This is a genomic window from Mycobacteroides saopaulense, assembly GCF_001456355.1.
Classification (GTDB): domain Bacteria; phylum Actinomycetota; class Actinomycetes; order Mycobacteriales; family Mycobacteriaceae; genus Mycobacterium; species Mycobacterium saopaulense.
Genome location: NZ_CP010271.1, coordinates 849,265 through 869,581, shown reverse-complemented (window position 1 = coordinate 869,581; position 20,317 = coordinate 849,265). Strand labels below are relative to the sequence as shown.

Annotated in this window: 20 protein-coding genes; 12 read left to right on the top strand and 8 right to left on the bottom strand. The window is 64.7% G+C overall.

Going from position 1 to position 20,317, the window contains the following annotated elements; genetic code table 11:
* Nucleotides 1-426 precede the first annotated feature (426 nt).
* From MYCSP_RS04350 to MYCSP_RS04305, 10 genes are read left to right on the top strand one after another with little or no spacing between them, the layout of a single operon-like run.
* Nucleotides 427-1,284 (top strand): MlaE family ABC transporter permease, encoded by an 858-nt coding sequence (locus tag MYCSP_RS04350; RefSeq protein ID WP_070912964.1) that lies wholly within the window; start codon nt 427-429, stop codon nt 1,282-1,284.
* Nucleotide 1,285: 1 nt separating this feature from the next.
* On the top strand, nt 1,286-2,143 hold the full coding sequence (locus MYCSP_RS04345) for an MlaE family ABC transporter permease (protein ID WP_070912965.1): 858 nt from the start codon (nt 1,286-1,288) through the stop codon (nt 2,141-2,143).
* A complete protein-coding gene (locus tag MYCSP_RS04340) occupies nt 2,144-3,712 on the top strand; it encodes an MlaD family protein (RefSeq protein WP_162266197.1) in 1,569 nt (522 codons plus the stop codon).
* Nucleotides 3,709-4,767, top strand: a complete 1,059-nt coding sequence (locus MYCSP_RS04335) for an MlaD family protein (protein WP_088413257.1) — start codon at nt 3,709-3,711, stop codon at nt 4,765-4,767. Before MYCSP_RS04340 ends, MYCSP_RS04335 begins: the two co-directional genes overlap by 4 nt.
* On the top strand, nt 4,760-5,806 hold the full coding sequence (locus MYCSP_RS04330; protein WP_088413256.1) for an MCE family protein: 1,047 nt from the start codon (nt 4,760-4,762) through the stop codon (nt 5,804-5,806). The genes MYCSP_RS04335 and MYCSP_RS04330 overlap by 8 nt, the downstream gene beginning before the upstream one ends.
* Nucleotides 5,806-6,933, top strand: coding sequence for an MCE family protein (locus MYCSP_RS04325; RefSeq protein ID WP_088413255.1), 1,128 nt, complete (start codon nt 5,806-5,808; stop codon nt 6,931-6,933). The genes MYCSP_RS04330 and MYCSP_RS04325 overlap by 1 nt, the downstream gene beginning before the upstream one ends.
* Nucleotides 6,933-8,264, top strand: a complete 1,332-nt coding sequence (locus MYCSP_RS04320; protein ID WP_088413254.1) for an MlaD family protein — start codon at nt 6,933-6,935, stop codon at nt 8,262-8,264. Before MYCSP_RS04325 ends, MYCSP_RS04320 begins: the two co-directional genes overlap by 1 nt.
* A complete protein-coding gene (locus MYCSP_RS04315) occupies nt 8,261-9,511 on the top strand; it encodes an MlaD family protein (RefSeq protein ID WP_070912971.1) in 1,251 nt (416 codons plus the stop codon). The genes MYCSP_RS04320 and MYCSP_RS04315 overlap by 4 nt, the downstream gene beginning before the upstream one ends.
* Nucleotides 9,512-9,548: 37 nt before the next feature.
* Nucleotides 9,549-10,229: a hypothetical protein gene (locus MYCSP_RS04310; RefSeq protein ID WP_083015954.1), complete on the top strand. Its 681-nt coding sequence runs from the start codon at nt 9,549-9,551 to the stop codon at nt 10,227-10,229.
* A gap of 18 nt (nt 10,230-10,247) precedes the next feature.
* Nucleotides 10,248-11,021, top strand: a complete 774-nt coding sequence (locus MYCSP_RS04305; protein WP_070912973.1) for a mannan-binding protein — start codon at nt 10,248-10,250, stop codon at nt 11,019-11,021.
* A 68-nt stretch (nt 11,022-11,089) separates the two neighbouring features.
* On the opposite strand, the gene MYCSP_RS04300 is transcribed toward MYCSP_RS04305, so the two are convergent.
* From MYCSP_RS04300 to MYCSP_RS04280, 5 genes are all read right to left on the bottom strand, one after another.
* Entirely contained in the window at nt 11,090-12,370 is a 1,281-nt protein-coding gene (locus MYCSP_RS04300; protein WP_088413253.1) for an acetyl-CoA C-acyltransferase, read from the bottom strand.
* A gap of 33 nt (nt 12,371-12,403) precedes the next feature.
* Complete coding sequence (locus MYCSP_RS04295) at nt 12,404-12,865, bottom strand: nuclear transport factor 2 family protein (protein ID WP_088413252.1); 462 nt, start codon at nt 12,863-12,865, stop codon at nt 12,404-12,406.
* The gene (locus tag MYCSP_RS04290; RefSeq protein WP_083016191.1) at nt 12,858-13,232 is read right to left on the bottom strand and encodes a DUF4345 family protein; all 375 of its coding nucleotides are present in this window, start codon (nt 13,230-13,232) and stop codon (nt 12,858-12,860) included. The genes MYCSP_RS04295 and MYCSP_RS04290 overlap by 8 nt, the downstream gene beginning before the upstream one ends.
* Nucleotides 13,233-13,334: 102 nt before the next feature.
* Complete coding sequence (locus MYCSP_RS04285) at nt 13,335-14,519, bottom strand: NAD-dependent formate dehydrogenase (RefSeq protein WP_088415437.1); 1,185 nt, start codon at nt 14,517-14,519, stop codon at nt 13,335-13,337.
* 156 nt (nt 14,520-14,675) lie between these two features.
* Complete coding sequence (locus MYCSP_RS04280) at nt 14,676-15,566, bottom strand: LysR family transcriptional regulator (protein ID WP_088413251.1); 891 nt, start codon at nt 15,564-15,566, stop codon at nt 14,676-14,678.
* Nucleotides 15,567-15,689: 123 nt separating this feature from the next.
* On the opposite strand from MYCSP_RS04280, the gene MYCSP_RS04275 reads away from it, so the two are divergent.
* Nucleotides 15,690-16,874, top strand: coding sequence for an FUSC family protein (locus MYCSP_RS04275; protein ID WP_088413250.1), 1,185 nt, complete (start codon nt 15,690-15,692; stop codon nt 16,872-16,874).
* 264 nt (nt 16,875-17,138) lie between these two features.
* Here MYCSP_RS04275 and MYCSP_RS04270 read toward each other — a convergent pair whose 3' ends face one another.
* Nucleotides 17,139-18,044 carry an LLM class flavin-dependent oxidoreductase gene (locus tag MYCSP_RS04270; RefSeq protein WP_162266196.1) on the bottom strand — a complete coding sequence of 302 codons (906 nt, stop codon included), beginning with the start codon at nt 18,042-18,044 and terminating at the stop codon, nt 17,139-17,141.
* Nucleotides 18,037-18,918, bottom strand: coding sequence for an SDR family oxidoreductase (locus MYCSP_RS04265; protein WP_088413249.1), 882 nt, complete (start codon nt 18,916-18,918; stop codon nt 18,037-18,039). Before MYCSP_RS04265 ends, MYCSP_RS04270 begins: the two co-directional genes overlap by 8 nt.
* Before the next feature lie 165 nt (nt 18,919-19,083).
* Between MYCSP_RS04265 and MYCSP_RS04260 the strand changes: the two genes are divergently transcribed.
* Nucleotides 19,084-19,977, top strand: coding sequence for a LysR family transcriptional regulator (locus MYCSP_RS04260; RefSeq protein ID WP_083015936.1), 894 nt, complete (start codon nt 19,084-19,086; stop codon nt 19,975-19,977).
* Here MYCSP_RS04260 and arsC read toward each other — a convergent pair.
* The gene (arsC, locus tag MYCSP_RS04255; RefSeq protein WP_088413248.1) at nt 19,974-20,315 is read right to left on the bottom strand and encodes an arsenate reductase (glutaredoxin); all 342 of its coding nucleotides are present in this window, start codon (nt 20,313-20,315) and stop codon (nt 19,974-19,976) included. The genes MYCSP_RS04260 and arsC overlap by 4 nt on opposite strands.
* Nucleotides 20,316-20,317: the final 2 nt, after the last annotated feature.

Here is a 20,317-nt window from a genome sequence, read left to right as displayed (position 1 = left end):
ACGTGTGACCCATCTCATAGCGGATATTTGAAAATCGTGTCTACCTGCGATTTGTCTGGTAACACTGCGTGCCCAGATTTGCCTCGGTCGCTGCGCTCCGCGCCAGCCGGGGTCGTACTCACGCAAAGTGGTTGAGGAAAGTTTGCCAGAAGCGTCAACAAGCGTTTACGGCAAGCGGTCGGATGACCGAAGCAAACACGCGAACCACCTGGACATCGGGGTACTACAACCCCAGTAGACGACCGTCAATTTACATTCACGCCTGAATCCATTTTCGCGTTTTGTGTGCATCCAGGAACCGAATAGCCCATGATGTCCGAGACGTAGTCGTAGATTGCTGGGACTTGTGTCCCAGGTCACACAGGGAGCTGTATTGATCGCCGTAGCCGCAACCCCTCCGAGCTGCGTCTGTGTGGGTCACCTGCGATGACCACTCACGACGAACGCCGCGCCACCACTGATGGCGTCGCGGCCATCCAGGATTGGACCACCGGGTACGTCAAGCGCCACCCCCTCGAATCCCTCAAGACCGTCGGCGAGCAGTTCATGCTCGGCGTCCGCACCATCCAGTGGTTCTTCGTCGATCTTTTCACCGGACAGTTCCAATGGCAGGAGTTCGTCCGACAGGGCGCCTTCCAAGCAGGAACCGCCGTCGTACCTGTCATCCTGGTGACCCTGCCCATCGGCGTCACCCTGTCGATCCAGTTCGCGCTGCTCGCGGGCCAAGTCGGTGCGACCTCACTGGCCGGCGCCGCCAGCGGCATCGCCATCATCCGGCAGGCCGCATCGCTGGTGGCCGCCCTGCTGATGTCCGCCGCGGTGGGCTCGGCCATCACCGCCGACCTGGGCTCGCGCACCATGCGCGAGGAGACCGACGCCATGGAGGTCATGGGCGTCTCGGTGATCCGCCGACTCGTCGTCCCCCGCTTCGCCGCCGCCATCATGATCGGTATCGCGCTGACCGGCGTCGTCTGCTTCGTCGGCTTCCTCGGCGCCTACCTATTCAATGTGTATTGGCAAAACGGTGCCCCGGGAAGCTTCGTCACCACCTTCTCCGCCTTCGCGACGCCCGGCGACATGATCCTGGCGCTCATCAAGGCCGTCATCTACGGCGCCATCGTGGCGGTGGTCGCCTGCCAGAAGGGCCTGTCCACCAAGGGCGGCCCGATCGGCGTCGCCAACTCGGTGAACGCGGCCGTCGTCGAATCGATCCTGCTGCTGATGACGGTGAACCTCGCCATCAGCCAGCTGTACATCATGATGTTCCCGCGGACGGGGCTGTGACATGACCGCGTCAACATATGTACCGCCGATTGCACGGCCCTTCGTCGGCATCTACAACAGAGTCCAGAAGCCGATCACCCGGCTGGGCCACATGGTCGCCTTCTTCTTCCGCGCCATCGCGGGCGTTCCGATCGTGCTGCGCCACTACTGGAAAGAGTTCCTGCGGCACCTCTCCGATATCGCCTGGGGCAACGGCTCTCTCGTCGTCGGTGGTGGTACTGCCGGCGTCATGATCGTGCTCGGTGTCATCGCCGGCGGATTGGTGGCCATCGAGGGCTACAACTTCCTGGACCTGCTGGGACTGGGACCGGCGACGGGCATCATCTCCTCGCTGGTAAACACCCGCGAACTGGCCCCGATCATGGCCGCGATCGCGTTCGCCACCCAGGCCGGCTGCCGCTTCACCGCCCAGCTCGGCGCCATGCGCATCTCCGAAGAGATCGACGCCATGGACTCCATCGCGATCCGGCCCATCCCCTACCTGGTGACCACTCGGCTCATGGCCGCCATCGTCGTCACCATTCCGCTGTACGTCGCCTGCCTTGCCGTCAGCTACCTTTCCTGCCAGATCATGGTGGGGATCATGAGCGGCGGATCCATCGGCTCATACCTGCACTACTTCGGTATCGGCGTCAGCGGTATCGACATCGTCTACTCGGTGATCAAGGCGATCATCTTCGTGTGGATCGCCTCGACCATCCAGTGCTACTACGGTTTCTACGCCAGCGGTGGCCCCGAGGGTGTGGGCGTTGCTGCCGGACACGCGATGCGGGCCGCCATCACCTTGGTGATCATCATCAACATGCTGCTGACCATGGCGCTCTGGAGCGTCGACGCCGGTGCGAGGTTGGGTGGCTAGATGGCGGCGAATTCCTTTGAAACGGATGGCCGTGGACCGTCCGAGAAGCTTCTGCTGGGTACCGGCGTCGCGATGATCGTGGTGGCCGCCCTGGTCACCGGCCTCATGCTCCTGAAGTCCACGGGACGTCTCAACGACTTCATCCGCGTGGTTGCCGATCTCAACAACGTCGGCGACGGCCTGCCGCAGAAATCCGATGTGAAGTATCACGGCGTTCTGGTCGGTGAGGTCGACGGCGTCACCCCGGCCTCCAACGGTCAGCCCAACTTCGTGCACATCAACCTCAAGCCGAACTACGCCAAGTCCATTCCCAGCACGGCCACCGCGCGCGTGGTTCCCAGCAACGTGTTCGCGGTGTCGTCGGTGCAGCTGGTGGACCGTGGGCCCGGCGCTCCCATTCGCGAAGGCGCCCATATCGCCGAGGACACCCAGCTGCCGACGGTGCTGTTCCAGACGACGGTGAGCAAGCTGCGCGATGTCCTGGTCGCCACCGGCCGTGGTCGCGACGACCACTCGACCGGCATCCTGGCGGCCGTCGGGGCTGCGACCGACAACCGCCGCGTCAAGCTGCTCACCGGCGGCGCACAGCTGAACCGCCTCATCGCCCAGCTCAACGACATCGTGGTGACCGACACCGGACCATCCACGGTGAAGGCTCTGCTGGACGCCACCGAGGGGCTCAAGCAGACCGCGCCGGAACTGATCGACTCGCTGCACCAGGCCGTCAAGCCGATGCAAACCTTCGTGGAGAAGCGCGAGCAGCTGACCAGCCTGATCAACGGCGGTCTCACCACGGTGGGCACCACCCGGCAGGCCTTCGACAATCACACCGATCAGCTGATCGGCATCACCTCCGAGCTGACGCCGGTCATCGGCACCTTCGCGAACAACGCACCCAAGTTCCAGATGATCTTCCAAAAGATCAACCAGATGAATCAGAAGTGGTTTGAGAATCCCTGGTTGTCCGATGTGGACACCGGCAACATGCGAGTGAACCTCTCGCTGACCCCGGGATACAGCTACACGCGGGCCGACTGCCCACGGTACGGCGACCTCAAGGGCCCCAGCTGCTTCACCGCGCCCGAGCTCGTAGTGCGCCCGGACCTACCGGAAACGCTGCTGCCCCAGAACTACAAGGTGCCTCCGGACCTGCAACCGCCCCGTGGAACCGTGGTGGGCCCCAACGGAAATCTGATCGCGGTCGGTCCTCCGTACGTCGTGCCGCCCGGCGGCCCGAACCTGACGGACCCGAATCCGCCGCTGCCCCCGTGGCAAGCGGTCCCGGTACCCCGCGTGCCCGGCACGGCCGATCCCGATCTCGTGGAGCCGCCGCCACCGCCACCCCCGCCGATCCCGGCCGCACCGGTGGCTCCGGGTGCGCGCGACGGCGGGGGTGCACCGATCGCGCCGGCATCGTTCGGTGGGACGGTGGGCCCGGTCGGCAGCACCGCGGAACGCGCCGCACTCAGCGTCATCACCGACAAGCCGGCCAGCACCTCGACGCAACTGCTGCTCGGCCCGGTCGTACGAGGCACCACGGTCTCGCTGGCGAAGGAAGGTTCCCGATGAAGTTCCGTGGTCCGTTGATCGCGCTGACCGTCTTCATGATGGTCGCACTGGCGTTGACGTGGCTGGTCTATGCCACCCTGCGCCGCGATGTGTCGGGCGGCACCACGTCCTACTCGGCAGTCTTCACCGACGTCTACGGATTGCGTGACGGCGACGACGTCCGCATGGCCGGTGTGCGCGTGGGCCGCGTCGAGAAGATCGAACTGGTCAACAACAACCAGGCCAAGGTCGACTTCGTGGTCCAGAACGACCAGAAGCTGTACGGCAACACCCTGGCCGCGGTCACCTATCAGAACATCGTCGGACAGCGGTATCTCGGCCTGTCGCTGGGGAAAACCGGCGACACGAACGTGCTCGCCGCCGGATCCACGATCCCAGTGGAACGCACCGATCCCTCCTTCGACGTGACGACGCTGCTCAACGGCTACGAGCCGCTGTTCAGCACGCTGTCCCCGGAGCAGGCCGACAACCTCACCAAGGGCGTCATCCAATCCCTGCAGGGCGATCAGGCCTCGATCACCGCGCTGGTCGACCAAACATCCACGCTGACAAAAACGTTCGCGGGACGCGATCAGGTGCTGGGCAATGTGATCACCAGCCTCAGCACCGTCACGGGCAACCTGGCGCAGCAGAACGAGAGCCTGGACAAGGCCATCACCAACACCCGGAAGGTGGTGGCAGACTTCGACTCCCGGCGCCCAGAACTGGTCAACTCAGTGGGTTCACTGGCACAGACACTGCGCCGCGTCTCGACGATCACCGACGAGGTCTATCCCTCCCTCGACGAGCTCATCACCCGTCAGCCCGGCTTCGCCAAGCACATGGTTCAGATCGAGCCGAAACTGGCCTTCCTCGGCGGCAACCTGCCGCTGCTGCTGAAGAGCCTGGCACGAATCACCGGTGACGGCGCGTACGGCAACGCGTACATCTGCGACCTGAACATCACCGGTTTCATGCCCGGACTCAACGACGTGGTGCCGATCATCGTCAACGCGGCGACCCCGGGCAATGTCACCCAGCACACCCCACGATGCAGGAATCTGGCCGATGGCTGAGCAATCGAGATGGCAGAAGATCAAGAACCGGCCGGTCGAGACCTATAACAAGACCTGGCTCGGGTTCATCGCTATCGCGGTGATCGGCGCACTGGTGGGCGGCATGCTGCTGGTGAAGGCCATCGGTTTCGGGTACAGCAGCTACACCGCCGAATTCGCGCAGGCCGCCTCCCTGCGCGCAGGTCAGCCGATCACCGTGGCGGGCATCCCGATGGGAACCGTCACCAGCATGAAGCTGGTCGGCGATCACGTCGAGGCCAAGCTGTCGGTGAGCGACGACGTGAAGCTGGGCAAGGACACCAAAGCGGCGATCCGGGTGACCACCATCCTGGGATCCCGCTACTTGGACCTGAGCCCCGAAGGCCCGGGATCGTTGCCCAACAAGACGATTGACCTCGCCCATACCGAGGTCCCCTACGACCTGCAGGCGACCCTAAAGGACGCGACGAACACCTTCGATCAGGTCGACTTCGACAAGGTGGCGCAGTCGTTGAGCGTGCTGGGCAAGCAGCTCGACGGGCTGCCCGAGGTGGTTCCGCAGGCCATGCAGAACATCCAGACGCTCTCGCAGATCATCGCCGAACGGCGCGACCAACTCGGCACGCTGCTCAAGAGCACCGAGAAGGTCACCAACACGCTGCACCGCCAACAGCAGGGCATTGGAACCCTGATCAACCAGGGACAGAGCCTGATCGGTGAATTCGTGGTCCGCCGCGGCACCTTCCACGCGATGATGCAGTCGCTGACCAACCTGGTCGAGCAGCTCAGCAAGATTGTCATCAAGAACCGCCCGCAGCTCGACGACATGCTCAAGACGCTGCACCAGCTCACCGACATGCTCGGTCAGCACGACGATCTGCTGCGCAACATCCTGCAGGTCGCACCCGTGGCACTGCGCGGTGTCACCAACGCCACCGGCACGGGCAACGCCATCGAATTCAACGCACCCAACGGCCTGGCCGTCGACTCCTGGATGTGTGCGATCAGCGGGCGCGCCAAGCAATTCGGCATGATCCAGTACTTCAAGGACTGCAAGTGATGAACAGCAAGGGCTCCGGAAAGGGCAAAGCAATCGCCGTCATCGCGGCCCTCGCGGTGGTGGCCGCGGCGATTGTCGGCGCGGGCGCGTATTACGTGAAGTCGAAGTTGGACCACATCACGCTGACCGCGCAGTTCGACAATGCCTCCGGGCTTTACGAATCGAATGTTGTTGCGGTGCTCGGCATGCCGGTCGGCAAGATCACCAAGATCACTCCGCAATCGGGCTATGTCGACGTGCAGTTCACCGTCGACAAGGATGTCAAAGTACCCGTCGACGTACAGGCCGTCACGCTGTCCACGTCGATCCTGACCGACCGCCAGGTCGAGCTGTCCCCTCCCTACCGCGGCGGGCCGACGCTGAAGGACGGCGACACCATCGGGCTGGACAAGACGAAGACACCGGTGGAGTTCGATCGTGTGCTGGGCATGCTCGACAGGTTGTCGGTATCGCTCAAGGGCGATGGCAACGGCCAAGGACCGGTGGGCGACATCATCAACGCGGCGGCGGGAGTCGCCGACGGAAACGGCGACAAGATCAAGTCGGGCCTGGACGAACTGTCAAAGGCGTTGCGGCTCAGCTCGGAAGGCGGCGTGACCACCCGCGAACAGATGACCACCATCATCAAGAATGTCAGCTCACTGTTCGATGCAGCAGCCGCCAACGACGGGAAGCTGCGTGAATTCTCGACGACCATCCATCAGCTGAGCAACATCATCGACGACGAGGCACTCGGCACCGGCAATACCGGGCGCAAGCTCAACGATCTGGTCAAGCAGGCCGGCGACCTCCTGGACGCCAACCGCGACCACATCAAGGCCGCGATCCTCAACGGCAACACGGCATTGCAGACGGTCTCGGACAACCAGCGCGAGCTCTCCGAGACCATCGACATCGCACCGCTGGCCGTGGAGAACCTGTACAACATCATCGACCAGGACAACGGGTCGCTGCGCGCCCGCTTCCTCACCGACAAGCTGTTGTTCGAGAGCCAGACCGCCAAGGAGATCTGCAACATGATGGGCCTGCGCCAACTGGGTTGCAGCACAGGAACATTGCAGGACTACGGTCCCGACTTCGGCCTGACCTACGTGCTCGACGGGCTCGCAGCGATGGGACAGAAGTGATGACGACGCGCAAGCGACTCGCCGCAGCGGGCATGGCAGCACTGGTCACGGCCGGCACGCTCTCCGGCTGCTCCACCAACGGCCTTGGCGACCTGCCCCTGCCCGCCCCCGGCGTGGGAACCGGCGGTTACCACCTGACGGCGCTGTTCTCGAACATCCTGAACCTGCCCAACAACGCGAAGGTCAAGCTGGCCGGCGCCGACGTAGGCCAGGTCGACGACATGCGGGTGAGCAACTACACCGCCATCACCACGCTGCGCATCCTGGACGGCGTACGCCTGCCCAAGGGCAGCACCGCCGAGTTGCGTTCGGCCACACCACTAGGCGACGTCTTCGTTTCGATTCGTCCGCCTGCGGGCGCCACCTCGGACGCGCCCGTTCTCAAAGAAGGCGACACCATCGGCCTGGATGACACGATGGCCGCGGCGACCGTGGAGTCCGTCCTCAGCTCAGCCGCGCTGGTCTCCAACGGCGGCGCGGTACGCAACCTGACCAACGTCATCAATGGTTTCGGTAAGGCCACCGGCGACCAGGGCCAGGCGTTCGGCGATCTGATCAAGGATTCCAATCGCCTACTGGGAACGTTGAACACACGGTCCGCACAGATCTCCGACGCACTCACCCAAACTTCGCAACTGGCCGATCAGCTCGACACCAAGAACCAGACCCTCACCGACATCGTGAAGGAGGCCGATCCGGCCACCGAGGCGCTCGCGGCCAACACCTCCCAGCTCTCGCAACTGGTTCTCCAGGTCGGCGCCACCACCAAGCAGCTGCAGAAGTTCCCGTCGATCGCGGGCACCGACACCAGCGGCCACAGCATCATCAAGGACGCGAACACGGTGGCCAAGGCGTGGAACGACGTCGCACAGGACCCGGCCGTCGACATCAACAACCTGAACCGCCAGATCACCACACTCATCAAATCCACACCCAGCAACGCGATTTCGGTGCGTGTGAGCATCGACCGGTTGGTGCTGGGATCGATCCCGGACGCCGGGTTCAAGGGCGACGTCGGCTCGCACGGCCCCAAGCGCTACAACTGGGCCCAGCTGGTCGGCTCCTTCAAGTACACGCTGTGGCGTCTACAAGAGCGCGTCGTGGGCAAGGGCGTGTACGGCGAGGACGTCCCGATGCGGCCGAGCCCGACCGAACCGGGTGTGATCGAACGCGTCCCCGGCCCGCCGCCCGGCGCTCCGGCACCGCCCGCCCCGGGACAGGCTGATCCCGCGTCGGCACCGGCCCCCGGGCCCCTTCCCGGACCCGCACCGGAGCCCGCTCCTGCGCCGGCGCCCGGACCTGCCCCCGGACCGGGGGTGATGGGCCAGTGATCAACGCCGTCGCCAACGCCCTCGTCGGCACCGTCCGGGCCGGGCACCGCAAGAAGATGGTGCTCTCCGGCATCGCCCTGGGAACCGTGCTGCTGGTCGCCATCGCCTACCTGACGGTGGGAGCCCTACGCGTCAGCCCGTTCTCGGGCACCTACCGCGTCAAGGTGCAACTGCCGGAATCGGGCGGCCTGCTGCCCAACCAGGATGTCGCGTTGCGCGGCGTGAAGATCGGCACCGTGCAGTCGTTGGCCATCACCCAGCAGGGTGTCGATGCGGTTGCCGAGATCCAGTCGAAGTACAGGATTCCCGTGTCGGCGAAGGTGCGCGTCACCGGCCTCTCACCGGCCGGTGAGCAGTACATCAACTTCGAGGGCGTCTCAGACCAGGGCCCTTTCCTCAAGGACGGTGCCGTCATCTCCGAGGGCGCTCAGGTGCCGGTCACGCTGGCCAAGCTGTTGGCCGATGCGGATGGCCTGCTGGCCCAGGTGGATCCCAAGAAGCTTGAGCTCATCAAGAAGGAACTGAGCCTGAGCAAGGAGGGACCGCGCAAGCTCACCGAGATCATCGACGGTGGCACCTTCTTGTTGAGCACCCTCGATTCGGTGCTGCCCGAGACCACCAGCCTGCTCAAGACCAGCCGCGTGGTGTTGACCCTGGCCTCGGACAAAAACTCCGGCATCAAGGCCACCGCGAACGAGCTGGGCCGGACGCTGCGCGGTATCGACAAGATGCAGAACGGCTACCGCACCCTGGTCGATCAGACCCCGAAGACCCTGGGCGCGGTGGACAACCTGTTCGCAGACAACTCCGACACCATGGTGACGCTGTTGGGCAACCTGGCCATCGCCTCTAAGCTGCTCTACCTGCGCGTTCCCGCACTCAACGCACTGTTCCCCAACTACCGCGGTTCGGTGTTCGACGCGCTGATGAGCATCATGCACGACGGCGGCATCTGGGCCACCGCGGATCTGTACCCGCGCTACGTCTGCGACTATCCGACTCCACGGCTGCCGCTGTCGGCCGCGGACTATCCCGAACCGTTCCTGTACGCCAACTACTGCGCGGACGAAGATCCCGCCGTGCTGATTCGCGGCGCCAAAAACGCACCGCGACCAGCTGGGGACGACACCGCCGGGCCTCCCATGGGCGCCGATATGGGCAAGAAGGCCGATCCGACACCGAAGGGACGGTTCCAAGTACCGACCCCCTATGGTGGACCGACACTGCCGATCGAACCCCCGCATTGATGCCTGACCTGCGAATCAGATTCAAGGAGCTACTACCGTGGTCACCATGACCAAAGAAGACGTCGACTCCCCAAACGACGCCGACACGGACAACGCTGACGAGAAAGAGACCGTCGACTCCGCCACGGAGACCGATTCGGAGGATTCCGCGGAGGCCGATTCGGCTCAGGACGACGTCGAATCGAGCGCCGATGAGGCTCCCAGCTCGGACGATGACAAGGCCTCGTCCGGTGGAGCGTCGTGGCTGCGCTACGCCGCCATCGGAGCCTTAGCAGCGGTATTGATCGGCGCGCTGGTGTTCTCGGGCATCGTGGGCTGGAAGGTCTGGCGCCAGCATCAGATCGACGCGGCGGGCGAGCAGGCCCTCGCGGTTGCCATCCCGTACACGGAAACCTTGACGAGCATCGACAGCAACGACATCGACGAGAGCTTCCGGCGAATCCTCAACGGGGCGACCGGCGATCTCAAGAAGGACTTCACCCCGGCGAGCGTGCAGCTGCGTCAACTGCTGCTCGACAACAAGGCTGCCTCGCACGGCAAGGTCGTGAACTCCGCGATCCAGTACAAGTCCACGGACAAGGTCGTGCTGCTGATGATGGTGGATCAGAGCATCACCAACACGCAGCGGCCCGACCCGCGAGTCGACAAGAGCCGGATGAAAATCACCATGGAAAAGATCGATGGCCGTTGGCTAGCGAGCAAGCTGGAGTACCTGTAAACCGCCGGAAAGGTAATCATGCGGATTTCTCAACTCTTGGTCCGAGGGGTTGCCGGGGCGATGGTCGCTGCGCTGGCGATCAGTACCGCGCCGTCGGCCGCCGCGTCAGCGCAGTCGTTCTGCGGTGAGCTCGGCGGTAATTTCGACGGGCTGTACTGCCATACCGTGGTGACCTCACCACGCAAGGCCGATCGCGATATCAAGGTGGCCATCCCCGAGTTGGTGGACAGCAACCCCGCCATCCGTGAGTACCTGCGCAATCTGTACAACAACTGGAAAGCCAAGGGCGCTGACATGATTCAGGACAGCTATGGCGAGGAGAACTTCCAGATCTTCAACCACGGCAGCACCACGTCGATCGTGTTCCACGAGGATTACCACGCCAACGGCCCGCAGGTGAACAACGCGTACCGAACCTTCAACTACGACGGCGGTAAGCGTCTGATGCTCGCCGACATCCTCAAGGGCGGCGATTTGAACGCCATCCCGCCGATCGCGGAACCGTTCATCATCGAGGCATTGGACCGGGCAGCGCCGGCGCATACCCCACAGACCTATCCGTTCACGCCCGACCGGTGGACGCCGGACAAGGTGTACTCCGGCGCGTACAAGGCCTGGGCGCTGACACCGGACGAGCTGATCATCTACATGCCGGATTACCCAGTGGCCCATGACTATCCGATCGACTACTCCCCCGGCCAGCGGGTGTACTCGATGGATGGCGGCACGGTGGAGGCGCACATCCCGATCGGCGCCATCGCTCCGATCCTGAAGCCCGGGTACGGAGGCTAGAACGCAGTGGGTAATGCCCGCCTACGAGCGACAACGCTTGTAGGCGGGCATTTTCCGTTTCCGGAGGATTACTCCACGCGTTCGAGCACGGCACTGGCGCCGTGGCCTCCGGCCGCGCAAATCCCCAGCAGCGCAGTGCTCTTCCCGCTGAGTGCCAACTCGTTGGCCATGGTGGTCACCATGCGGGCACCGGTCGCGCCGAACGGGTGCCCGATCGACACCGAGCCGCCGTGCACGTTGACCTTGTCGATATCGGGCGTGCCGACGGCCTCGGAACGGCCCAGCCGATCGACCGCCCACTTCTTGGAGCCGAGAGCCTCCAGCACCGAAAGGGTCTGCGCGGCAAAGGCTTCGTGGATATCGATGTAGTCGACATCGGCAAGGGAAAGCCCGGCCTTCTCCAGTGCGCGGGGCATCGAGATCGCGGGGCCGATGAGCACCTCGTCGGCGGGATCCACGCTGACGTAGCTCCAGGAGCGGAACGCGGCGAGCGGCTGCAATCCGAGCGCGCGTGCCTTCTCCTCGCTCATGAGCAGGACGGCCGCAGCACCGTCGGTGAGCGGGCTGGCGTTGCCCGCGGTCACCGTGCCATCGCGGTTGAAGACGGGCTTGAGCGTGGCGAGCTTCTCGACGCTGGTGTTCTCGCGGACCAGGCCGTCGCGGGCGACACCGTTGACGGGCACGACCTCGCGGTCGAAGCGCCCCGACCTGATGGCCGCGGCCGCGCGGTGGTGCGAGCGGACGGCGAACTCGTCTTGCGCCTCGCGTGTGATCCCGTGGATCTTGGCCATCTTGTCGGCCGACTCCCCCATCACCTCACCGGTGGTGCGCTCCTCGATCTTGGGCCGGCGCGGCAGTAGGCCTGTGAACGGTGCCAGGCTCCATGCGGCATCGAGGTAGTCTTTTGGCTTGGGCTTACCCAGAGCCAGCGGGGCCGCAGCGTGAATGAGCTTCTGCGGCAGGTTGACTCCGGCGTTGGAGGTGGAATCCGAGCCACCGGCAATCATCACGTCGTACTCGCCACGCTCGATGGCGGCTGCCGCCGTGGTGATGGCCTGCAGACCGGAGGCGCAGGCGCGGGTCACGGTGTGGCCCTCGACGCCGTGGCCGAGCTTCAGGTCCAGAGCGATCTCACGCGCGACGTTCGGCGCACCGGCCGGGAGGATCACCCCGCCCCAGACAATGGCCTCGATCTCGTTCGAGGAGATCCTGGTGTTGTCGAGCAGGCCGCGCACGGCCTCGTCGGCCAGCGCGATGGTGTCGATGCGGGTGAAGTCCCCGAAGGCACGAACGAATGGGGTGCGTGCGCCCGCGACGATGACGGCGCGACGCTTGGTAGGTGCGGTCATGGCCCGGAGCTTACTCGCGAGTCAGTTATGCGTTTACGCGGGTAGCAGGTTCGTAAATCGTCCCGGGCTACGCCACGGCCGGGCCACCCCGGACCGCCACCAGGGCAGCCACACCGCCGGCTGGTACAGGATGGCGGGCAGCAGCGGCAACGGATCGAAATAGGAGATCCGTATCGCGGCCTTGTCCCCGACGAGCCGGAAGCGATCGACGGCCGGCCATTCCACCGGCCGCGCCCCGATGTGCCCGTAGAGCCTGATCGAGACAAACAACTCGTCGGGGTCGCCCCGCCACGAGTCGACGACGGCGCGCAGGTCAGGAACCAGAGCGAACAGGCCCTCGAATTCCCTTCGGATCGCCCCCATCCCGTGCATCGGACTGGCGAGAGGCTGTAGCAGTACCGCATCCTCGTGGAGGATCTCGGGGATGCGACTCACCGAGGGAGCAGTCCAGAAATCGGTGAAACGGGCTACGAACTCCCGGGCGGCATCAGGCATCGGATCGCTCGGTGAGCGCCGCCCCTGCTGCCAGCTCCATGGCCGCGAAAAACCCCGTGGGCCACGGCCTCACCAATCGTTCCACACCGCCCGACAACAACCGGGTCAGCCCCATGCCGTAGCTGGCGTAACGGACGGCGGCACGCAGGCCGGCGGATCGCGGGCTGTCGTCTCCGGCCTGCGTCAGGGCCAACGCGAAGGCCAACGGGATGCCGCCGTACACGGCACGGATCTCGGTGCGGGATTCGCTGGTCGGTGCGTTGCCGCCGAACATCTGCGGCACCAGGGCGGGTTTCACGAGGGCGAAGATTCCGATACCCGCGTAAAACCCGGCCGCCGCCTTGCGCAGTGCTGTGTTGTGGCTCATGAAGGCGATGCTGCCAGCGTCCGGCGGTCCAGACACTGCCAATCGGTGCCAGATCCCGACGGATCCATGCCAACACCGAGCCACCGCACCGCGCGCTGCCGATCAGGTGCCCGCGCCGGGACTGGCCGAGCCATCCGCGGTGTAGGACTGGGCACCCGTCCCGGCCAGCTGCCCGCCCTCGACGATCAGATACTCGTCGCGGATCGGCCGCCGTTCGAAGAAGTCTTCGAGAATTTCCCGGGTGCCGGCCGCATAGCGCGCCTGCGCCGACAGCGTGGTGCCGGAAACATGCGGCGTCATCGCCTCGTGCGGCATGGTGCGCCACGGGTGATCCGGAGCAGGCGGCTGCGGATACCAGACGTCACCCGCGTAACCGGCGAGCTGTCCGCTGCGCAGCGCGTCCACCACCGCATCACGGACCATGATCTCGGCACGCGCGGTGTTCACGATGTACGAACCGCGGCGCATGGAATTGATCAGGTTCGCATCGAACAGATGGTAGGTCTGCGGATGCAGCGGGGCGTGGACATCGACGACGTCGACGGAGCCGACCAGGGAGTGCACATCCGGGTGATAGGTCAGCCCCAGTTCCTGTTCCACCTCGACGGGCAGCCGACGCGTGTCGAAGTAGTGCAGCCGCACGTCAAATGGCTTGAGCCTGCGCATCACCGCCTGCCCGATGCGCCCGGCCGCGATGATGCCGACATCGAACCCTTCGAGGTCATAGGCGCGCTCGACGCTGTCGGCGATGTTCCAGCCGCCGTCAACCACCCACTGGTGGGAGGGCAGGTAATTGCGCACCAGGGCCAGGATCTGCATGACGGCATGCTCGGCGACACTGATGCTGTTGCAGTAGGTCACCTCGGCGACGGTGATACCCGCCTTGATCGCCGCATCCAGGTCTACGTGGTCCGATCCAATGCCCGCCGTCAGCGCCAGCTTGAGCTTGGGCGCCTTGGCAATTCGCTCAGCACTGAGATACGCGGGCCAAAAGGGCTGGGAGATGACAACATCGGCGTCGGGGAGTTCCTTCTCGAATACCGAGTCGGGTCCGTCCTTGTCGGAGGTGACCACCAATTCGTGGCCCTGCGCCTCCAGGTAGCGACGCAGCCCGAGTTCACCCGATACGCAGCCCAGCAGCTCACCGGGCGTGAAGTCGATCGCCGACGGGGACGGCAGGGTCTGTCCGTCCGGGTAGCTGTCGATCACCGGTAGTGAATCACGGGCGTATACGGGCGGATACCCGGTCACCGGGTCGGGATAGAGCACACACAAGACTTTTGCCATGACCACTCCTCAACGGCGGTCGTTCTGGCCGCCAGTTCGTTTGATGCAAAATACTTTTCAGCCATCTGATGCGCCTTGTCGACGCATTCTCAGTGTCCGGCGAGAGCTGGCGCGGTGTCCAAGACCAAGTTCCGACCACCCGATAGGCGCGGCCGATCAGAGCTGGTCGAGCGGTACAGCCGCCTGTACGAGCGCACGGGCCAGCAGTGACGAGGGTTCACCCGCCGAGCGCACCAGCGCAACAGGCGATCCGAGGGTGGGCGCCTGTAGTTCCACCGTCCGGGTACCCAACGGCGGCGATACGGTGGCGAACCAGGTCCTGGCGACAATCGCCGCCCAGCGTCCGGTGCCCACCAGCGCGAGCAGCGTCGCCACCGAATCGGCCTCCAGACGAGGCGATACGGTCAGCCCATGTTCGGCGGCTGCCTCGTCGATTCGGTCTCGGTCTCGCATCCCTTTGTGCAACAAGCACATCGGCAAGCTCAGTGCCTCGGACCAATCGATCGGGTTCGGGGCATCGCGCAACAATGCCTCGCCCGCCACCAACACATAGCGCTCCTGATACAACCGGGTGAGCTCGAGCCCTTCGGTCTGCAGCCCATCGTCGTAGACCACGCCTGCATCCAGCTCGAACCGGCGGATCCGGTCCAGGATCTCCGCCGACCGCAGGCTGGACTCGATACGCACCCTCACCAGCGGGTGTTCGGCGCAAAATGTGTCGGCCATGAGCGCGACCCGAGTGGCGGCACCGGGCACCACGCCAAGCCGCAGTTCACCGGTGAGCCCGCTACGCAGCGCGGTCACTTCATGCTCCAGCGCATCACGGTCCGCGAGAATCCTTCTCGCCCAGAGCACCAGGCGATCGCCTTCCGGCGTCAGGCCCTCGAAGTTGGACCCGCGCAACACCAATGGAACACCGAGTTCGTGTTCAAGTTTGCGGATAGCCTCCGACAACGCGGGCTGGGAGACATAGCAGGCCGATGCCGCCCGCGCGAAGTGTCGCTCCCGCGCCAGCGCCACGAAATACTCAAGCTGCCGGAACTGCATAACTCGTTCTACCACCAGCGATCGGCGCCGCCTATCGACTCAGCGGCAATGTGTCTTGGACGCCATACGCCCAGACCCACACACTGGGACGAATCATCACCGGCAGAGGTTGGGAGAACACCCGTGGACTCATCCGCGCGGACGCGGGCGGGCACCCGGCCCAACCGACAGGATCATTGGCACGCACTGCGTGTGGCAGCCGGTCTGGCGCTACCCGGGGCGCTCCTACTGGCTGTTGGGCGGCCCGAATTGCTGGTGTACATCGTGTTCGGCTCGTTCACCGGCGTCTACGGCCGCGGGGAGTCCGGATGGCGTCGCATCCGACAGCAGGCTCAGGCGGGCGTCCTGCTCTGTACGGGAGTCGCACTCGGCGTGATGCTTTCGTCGCTGCACGCGCGCACCTGGATGCTGGTAGTGATTGAGGTGGCGTTCGCGACAGCCGGGTCAGTGGTCGCCGACGCACTACACCTGCGGCCCACGGGGCCCTTCTTCTTCCTTTTCGCGATCGGTGCCACCGCCACCGTTCCCGCGCAACTGGTGGCCCCGCGGCATGCCATCGCACTATGCGTGGGAACGGCACTGCTCTCAGTGCTGATCGGCCGGACCGGGCCGGCGGGTGTGTCTCCGGCGCCGCACACGCGGCCGCGGGGCCTGCCAGCGCATGTGGGCCTACACGCGCTGCGGTACGCCCTCGCGGTCTCCGTGGCCGGAGGGGGAGGTCTGCTGCTGGGCTTCGATCACGCCAACTGGGCGATGGCTGCCGCCGCGGTGCCGCTGGGAGCAATCGACAGCCGACGGCCGTCCGACCGGGATATCGCGGGTGTGCTGACACGGGCCGGACATCGGGCCGCAGGCACCATGGCAGGCCTGATCCTCACCGGAGCCTTTCTGGCGCTGGCACTCCCGCCAGTTGCCGTCGGCACGCTGGTCATCGTGCTGCTGTTCCCCACCGAGCTGTTCATGGCTCGCCACTATGCTCTGGCGGTCGGCTTCTTCACACCGCTGGTGATGCTGATGACCGAATTGGCCGATCCCACCGACCCATTAACCCTCATGCTGTACCGCGGCCTCGACACGGTGATCGGTGTCGCGGCCGGGGTGGCGGCCGCGATCCTGCTAGGCCGCCGTCAGATCCTTGATCAGCCGGGTCGCACCGACACTCATGTAACCCCCGGTCAGCACGACCACGGCGGCGGCAGTGGCGCGGGGCAGGTCACCTCGCACCAGATGCACGGCACCGTGCGCTGTGTCGGTGATATCCACCATCAAGGCGAGCCGCTGCCATCTGAACCGCTCGGAGGCCGCTGAGGTCAAATAACCCAGCCCCAGGGCGATGGCCCGGATCCCGAATATCCTTGTCATATAGGTCAGTTCGGGTGCGGCAGGAACACGTCCGGCCTTGGCGAGCAGGTTCGGCGCCACCAAGGAGGCAATGCCCAAGACGATCCGTCCGATCGCCAGACCTTGCAGCGCGCCCGCCAACTCGTTGTTGGCAGATTCTGGAGTCATGCTCGCTATGGTGCCAACTCTCGTCCTGCGACACCGGCCGCTCCGTGCCAGATGTGCTCGGTTTTAGGACATCAGCGCAGGCGCAACCTTCTCGAAGAACCGAAGGCCCGCTTCCATCTCCGTATCAGCCGGCATTAACACCACGTGATCGGCTCCCGCCCGAAGGTGCCTGTCCACGAGCCCGGCGACGCTGTCAAGATCCCCATGGCCGACGAGATCATTCACCAGTCGGTCGCTGATACTCGAGAGGTCCGCGTCGGTGTACCCGAGTTGTTTCAGTCCTTCACAAACACCGGGCAAACCCAACCGGACCGATACCGTTTCGCGAGCAAGGGATTTCGTGTCTTTGCCATCATCGGCCGCGACCACGTCCATTCCGACGATCAGCAGCTTGTCGGGGCCCAAACTCCGCCGCACCTCTGCGGTGAATGCAGGCGGCCGGCCCGCGGGCATCGCACCGTCGGCAGCATCACGGGCCAGTGCCAACATCTTTGGGCCGTTGGCCGCGACAATCCTGGGATAGCTCACGTCAATGGCCGGTAGGGGCGTCAGCTGGTCCATACGCGCGAGATAGTCCCGCATCGCACCAACCGCGCTGCCAAACTCAAGTCCAACCATTTCAGCTTGCACGGGATAGCCAGGGCCAAGCCCAAGCACGAACCGCTCGGGATAAGCCTGTGCGAGCATCGCGGCAGCACCGTGTGCGGTCACCGCTGGGCGTGCCCAGATGTTTGCGATCCCCGTCGCGAACGTCATGTGCTCGGTTGCAGCGAGCAGAAGACCCGCCTGCACCAGAACGTCCTTGCCCCCGACCGGTTCATTCAGCCATGTGGTGCGATAACCAGCGGCTTCCATGCGCACTACCGCCGCACGCTGCTCACCCACCGAGGGCATACTGGTGAAGTGCATCGGCAGAAACGCGCCAACGGCTCCTAACGCACGGCGCGCCGATGCTGCGATGTCACTCATCGAAGTAGTGCCCCTTCTCAAGGTCCGCAATGAGGCCAGGCTGCACCGGGTGCCAGCCCAGACGTTCCTGAGTGAGCACGCTCGTCGCGGGCAGATCCATAGCGAAAAACCCACCCAGCCAGCCGAAATGGGCATATGCCTGTTCGAGGGGCACCGACTCGACCGGCACGTTCAGATGGCGGCCGATGACTTCGGCAATGCCACGTACCGGGATGCCGTCCTCGGCGACGCCGTGCAGCCTCGAACCCGCCGGAGCGTTCTCCAGCGCGCGACGGAACAGATGGGCGGCGTCAAGGCGGTGCACGGCCGGCCATCTATTGGACCCGTCGCCCGGGTATGCCGAAACGCCTTTGGCCCGGGCAATTTCGATGAGACGTGGCACAAACCCGTGATCCCCCTCCCCGTGAACCGAGGGAGCCAACCGCACGGCCGAGACTCGCACGCCCTGGTCGGCGAGGTTCAGCGCCTCCTCCGACAGCCGCGGCGATTCCGGTGCGGCCGCATCATCCTCGGTCAGCGGGCGGCCCAGGCCAAAGCCCGCCAAACCGGAGGTGACGACGAAAGGCCGCCCCGTCCCGGCAAGCGCTTCGCCGATTGTGGCAATGGCCCGCTTGTCCGCATCTACTGCCTCAACGTAGTTCTCGAAGTCGTGCACGAAGGCCAGATGGACGACGCCATCGGCGACTGTGGCACCGGAACGAAGGCTGTCCAGATCGGCAAGAGAACCACGATGTACATCTGCTCCTGCTGCGGTGAGTGCGGCCGCCGACGAATCGGACCTGGCCAGCCCGGTCACGGTATGTCCGGAATCGATGAGCTCACGCACGACTGCCGAGCCGATAAAGCCGCTGGCGCCGGTAACGAATACACGCATGCTGTCCTCCTGAAGGTCTCGAGTGGTGGATGTACTTCAAGCCTGCGAAGTGTGCGGCCGCACGTCCAAGACCGATTACTCATCAGGCAATACCAATCAGGCATCACCACATTTCAGAGTGGATATTTCTCACATTGCCGCTCTGAGCACGCATACCATTTGGGTATGGCAGACACCGCCCCACTGGACCTGGACCTACGCCTGGTCCGGTACTTCACCGTGGTGGCCGAGCACCGGCATTTCGGCCGGGCCAGCACCGAGCTGCGGGTGGCGCAACCCTCATTGAGCCGCCAAATCAGCAGGCTGGAACAGCAGCTCGGTGTACGGCTACTCGACCGCACACCGCAAGGTACGAAGCTCACGGACGCAGGCGAGGTCTTCCTCCCCAAGGCAAAGACACTGTTGCGGTCGGCCGATCAGGCCGCAGCGCATGCGCGCGCCGCCGCGCAGCCCAGTCACCTCACGGTCGGATATTCGATGGGGATCATCGTGACGCCCGCCGTATTGCAGATGCGCCAGAAGCATCCAGACGCCGATATCCGCGCCACCCACCTGAAATGGGATGAAGCGCGGGCTGCGCTGATCGACCATCGGGTAGACGCGGTGGTGGCACGGCTACCTTTCCCCACCGACCAGTTGCACGTGATGATCCTGTACGACGAGCCGCGCGTCGTACTGTTGCCATCCGACCATCCTCTGGCTCAACATGATTCGCTGACCCTGGCCGACATCGCGAACGAACCGATGCCACGGATACGCAACGCCGACCCCTCATGGAGTGCCTACTGGCGCGTGGAGCCGCGACCCGACGGCAGCCTGGCACCCGACGGGCCCGTCATCGACGCCCTGGAGGACAAGTTCGAAGTAATCGCGTCGGGCCAGGCCATTTCACTATCGGCAGGCGCACACGGCAACACCATGCGCCCCGATATCGTGGCCATTCCGCTTGACGGGGTGGAACCGAGCCACGTAGTCCTAGCCACCCGCGCCGATGATCGGACGCGACTCGTCACAGCGTTTCGCAAGGTCGCGCAAGCCGTCCTGACCGGGCCGGACTAGAGGATCTCGTCGACCGCTTCCGTGGGCCGGGCCATCCGAGTGCCCTTGGCGGTCACCACAAATGGGCGCTGTATCAAACGGGGGTGCGCGATCATCGCGTCGAGCAAGGCGTCATCAGATGCGTCAGCAAGGCCCAGATCCTTGTATTCGGACTCACCCGTGCGCACGGCCTCGCGCACCGTCAGGCCCGCATCCTTGATCAGCTTTTTCAGCTGTGCCTTGGTAGGCACGTCGTCGAGGTACTTGACGATGGTGACGTCAACCCCCGCCTCCTCTAACCGGGCCAGAGCCTGACGAGACTTCGTGCATCTGGGATTGTGGTAAATCGTTGCGTCCACGG

What these genes read in the sequence shown, in the direction of transcription:
- MYCSP_RS04350 (WP_070912964.1), top strand. Translation starts at nt 427, where the DNA reads ATGACCACTCACGACGAACGCCGCGCCACCACTGATGGCGTCGCGGCC.
- MYCSP_RS04345 (WP_070912965.1), top strand. Translation starts at nt 1,286, where the DNA reads ATGACCGCGTCAACATATGTACCGCCGATTGCACGGCCCTTCGTCGGC.
- MYCSP_RS04340 (WP_162266197.1), top strand. Translation starts at nt 2,144, where the DNA reads ATGGCGGCGAATTCCTTTGAAACGGATGGCCGTGGACCGTCCGAGAAG.
- MYCSP_RS04335 (WP_088413257.1), top strand. Translation starts at nt 3,709, where the DNA reads ATGAAGTTCCGTGGTCCGTTGATCGCGCTGACCGTCTTCATGATGGTC.
- MYCSP_RS04330 (WP_088413256.1), top strand. Translation starts at nt 4,760, where the DNA reads ATGGCTGAGCAATCGAGATGGCAGAAGATCAAGAACCGGCCGGTCGAG.
- MYCSP_RS04325 (WP_088413255.1), top strand. Translation starts at nt 5,806, where the DNA reads ATGAACAGCAAGGGCTCCGGAAAGGGCAAAGCAATCGCCGTCATCGCG.
- MYCSP_RS04320 (WP_088413254.1), top strand. Translation starts at nt 6,933, where the DNA reads ATGACGACGCGCAAGCGACTCGCCGCAGCGGGCATGGCAGCACTGGTC.
- MYCSP_RS04305 (WP_070912973.1), top strand. Translation starts at nt 10,248, where the DNA reads ATGCGGATTTCTCAACTCTTGGTCCGAGGGGTTGCCGGGGCGATGGTC.
- MYCSP_RS04300 (WP_088413253.1), bottom strand. Translation starts at nt 12,370, where the DNA reads ATGACCGCACCTACCAAGCGTCGCGCCGTCATCGTCGCGGGCGCACGC.
- MYCSP_RS04295 (WP_088413252.1), bottom strand. Translation starts at nt 12,865, where the DNA reads ATGCCTGATGCCGCCCGGGAGTTCGTAGCCCGTTTCACCGATTTCTGG.
- MYCSP_RS04290 (WP_083016191.1), bottom strand. Translation starts at nt 13,232, where the DNA reads ATGAGCCACAACACAGCACTGCGCAAGGCGGCGGCCGGGTTTTACGCG.
- MYCSP_RS04285 (WP_088415437.1), bottom strand. Translation starts at nt 14,519, where the DNA reads ATGGCAAAAGTCTTGTGTGTGCTCTATCCCGACCCGGTGACCGGGTAT.
- MYCSP_RS04280 (WP_088413251.1), bottom strand. Translation starts at nt 15,566, where the DNA reads ATGCAGTTCCGGCAGCTTGAGTATTTCGTGGCGCTGGCGCGGGAGCGA.
- MYCSP_RS04270 (WP_162266196.1), bottom strand. Translation starts at nt 18,044, where the DNA reads ATGAGTGACATCGCAGCATCGGCGCGCCGTGCGTTAGGAGCCGTTGGC.
- MYCSP_RS04265 (WP_088413249.1), bottom strand. Translation starts at nt 18,918, where the DNA reads ATGCGTGTATTCGTTACCGGCGCCAGCGGCTTTATCGGCTCGGCAGTC.
- MYCSP_RS04260 (WP_083015936.1), top strand. Translation starts at nt 19,084, where the DNA reads ATGGCAGACACCGCCCCACTGGACCTGGACCTACGCCTGGTCCGGTAC.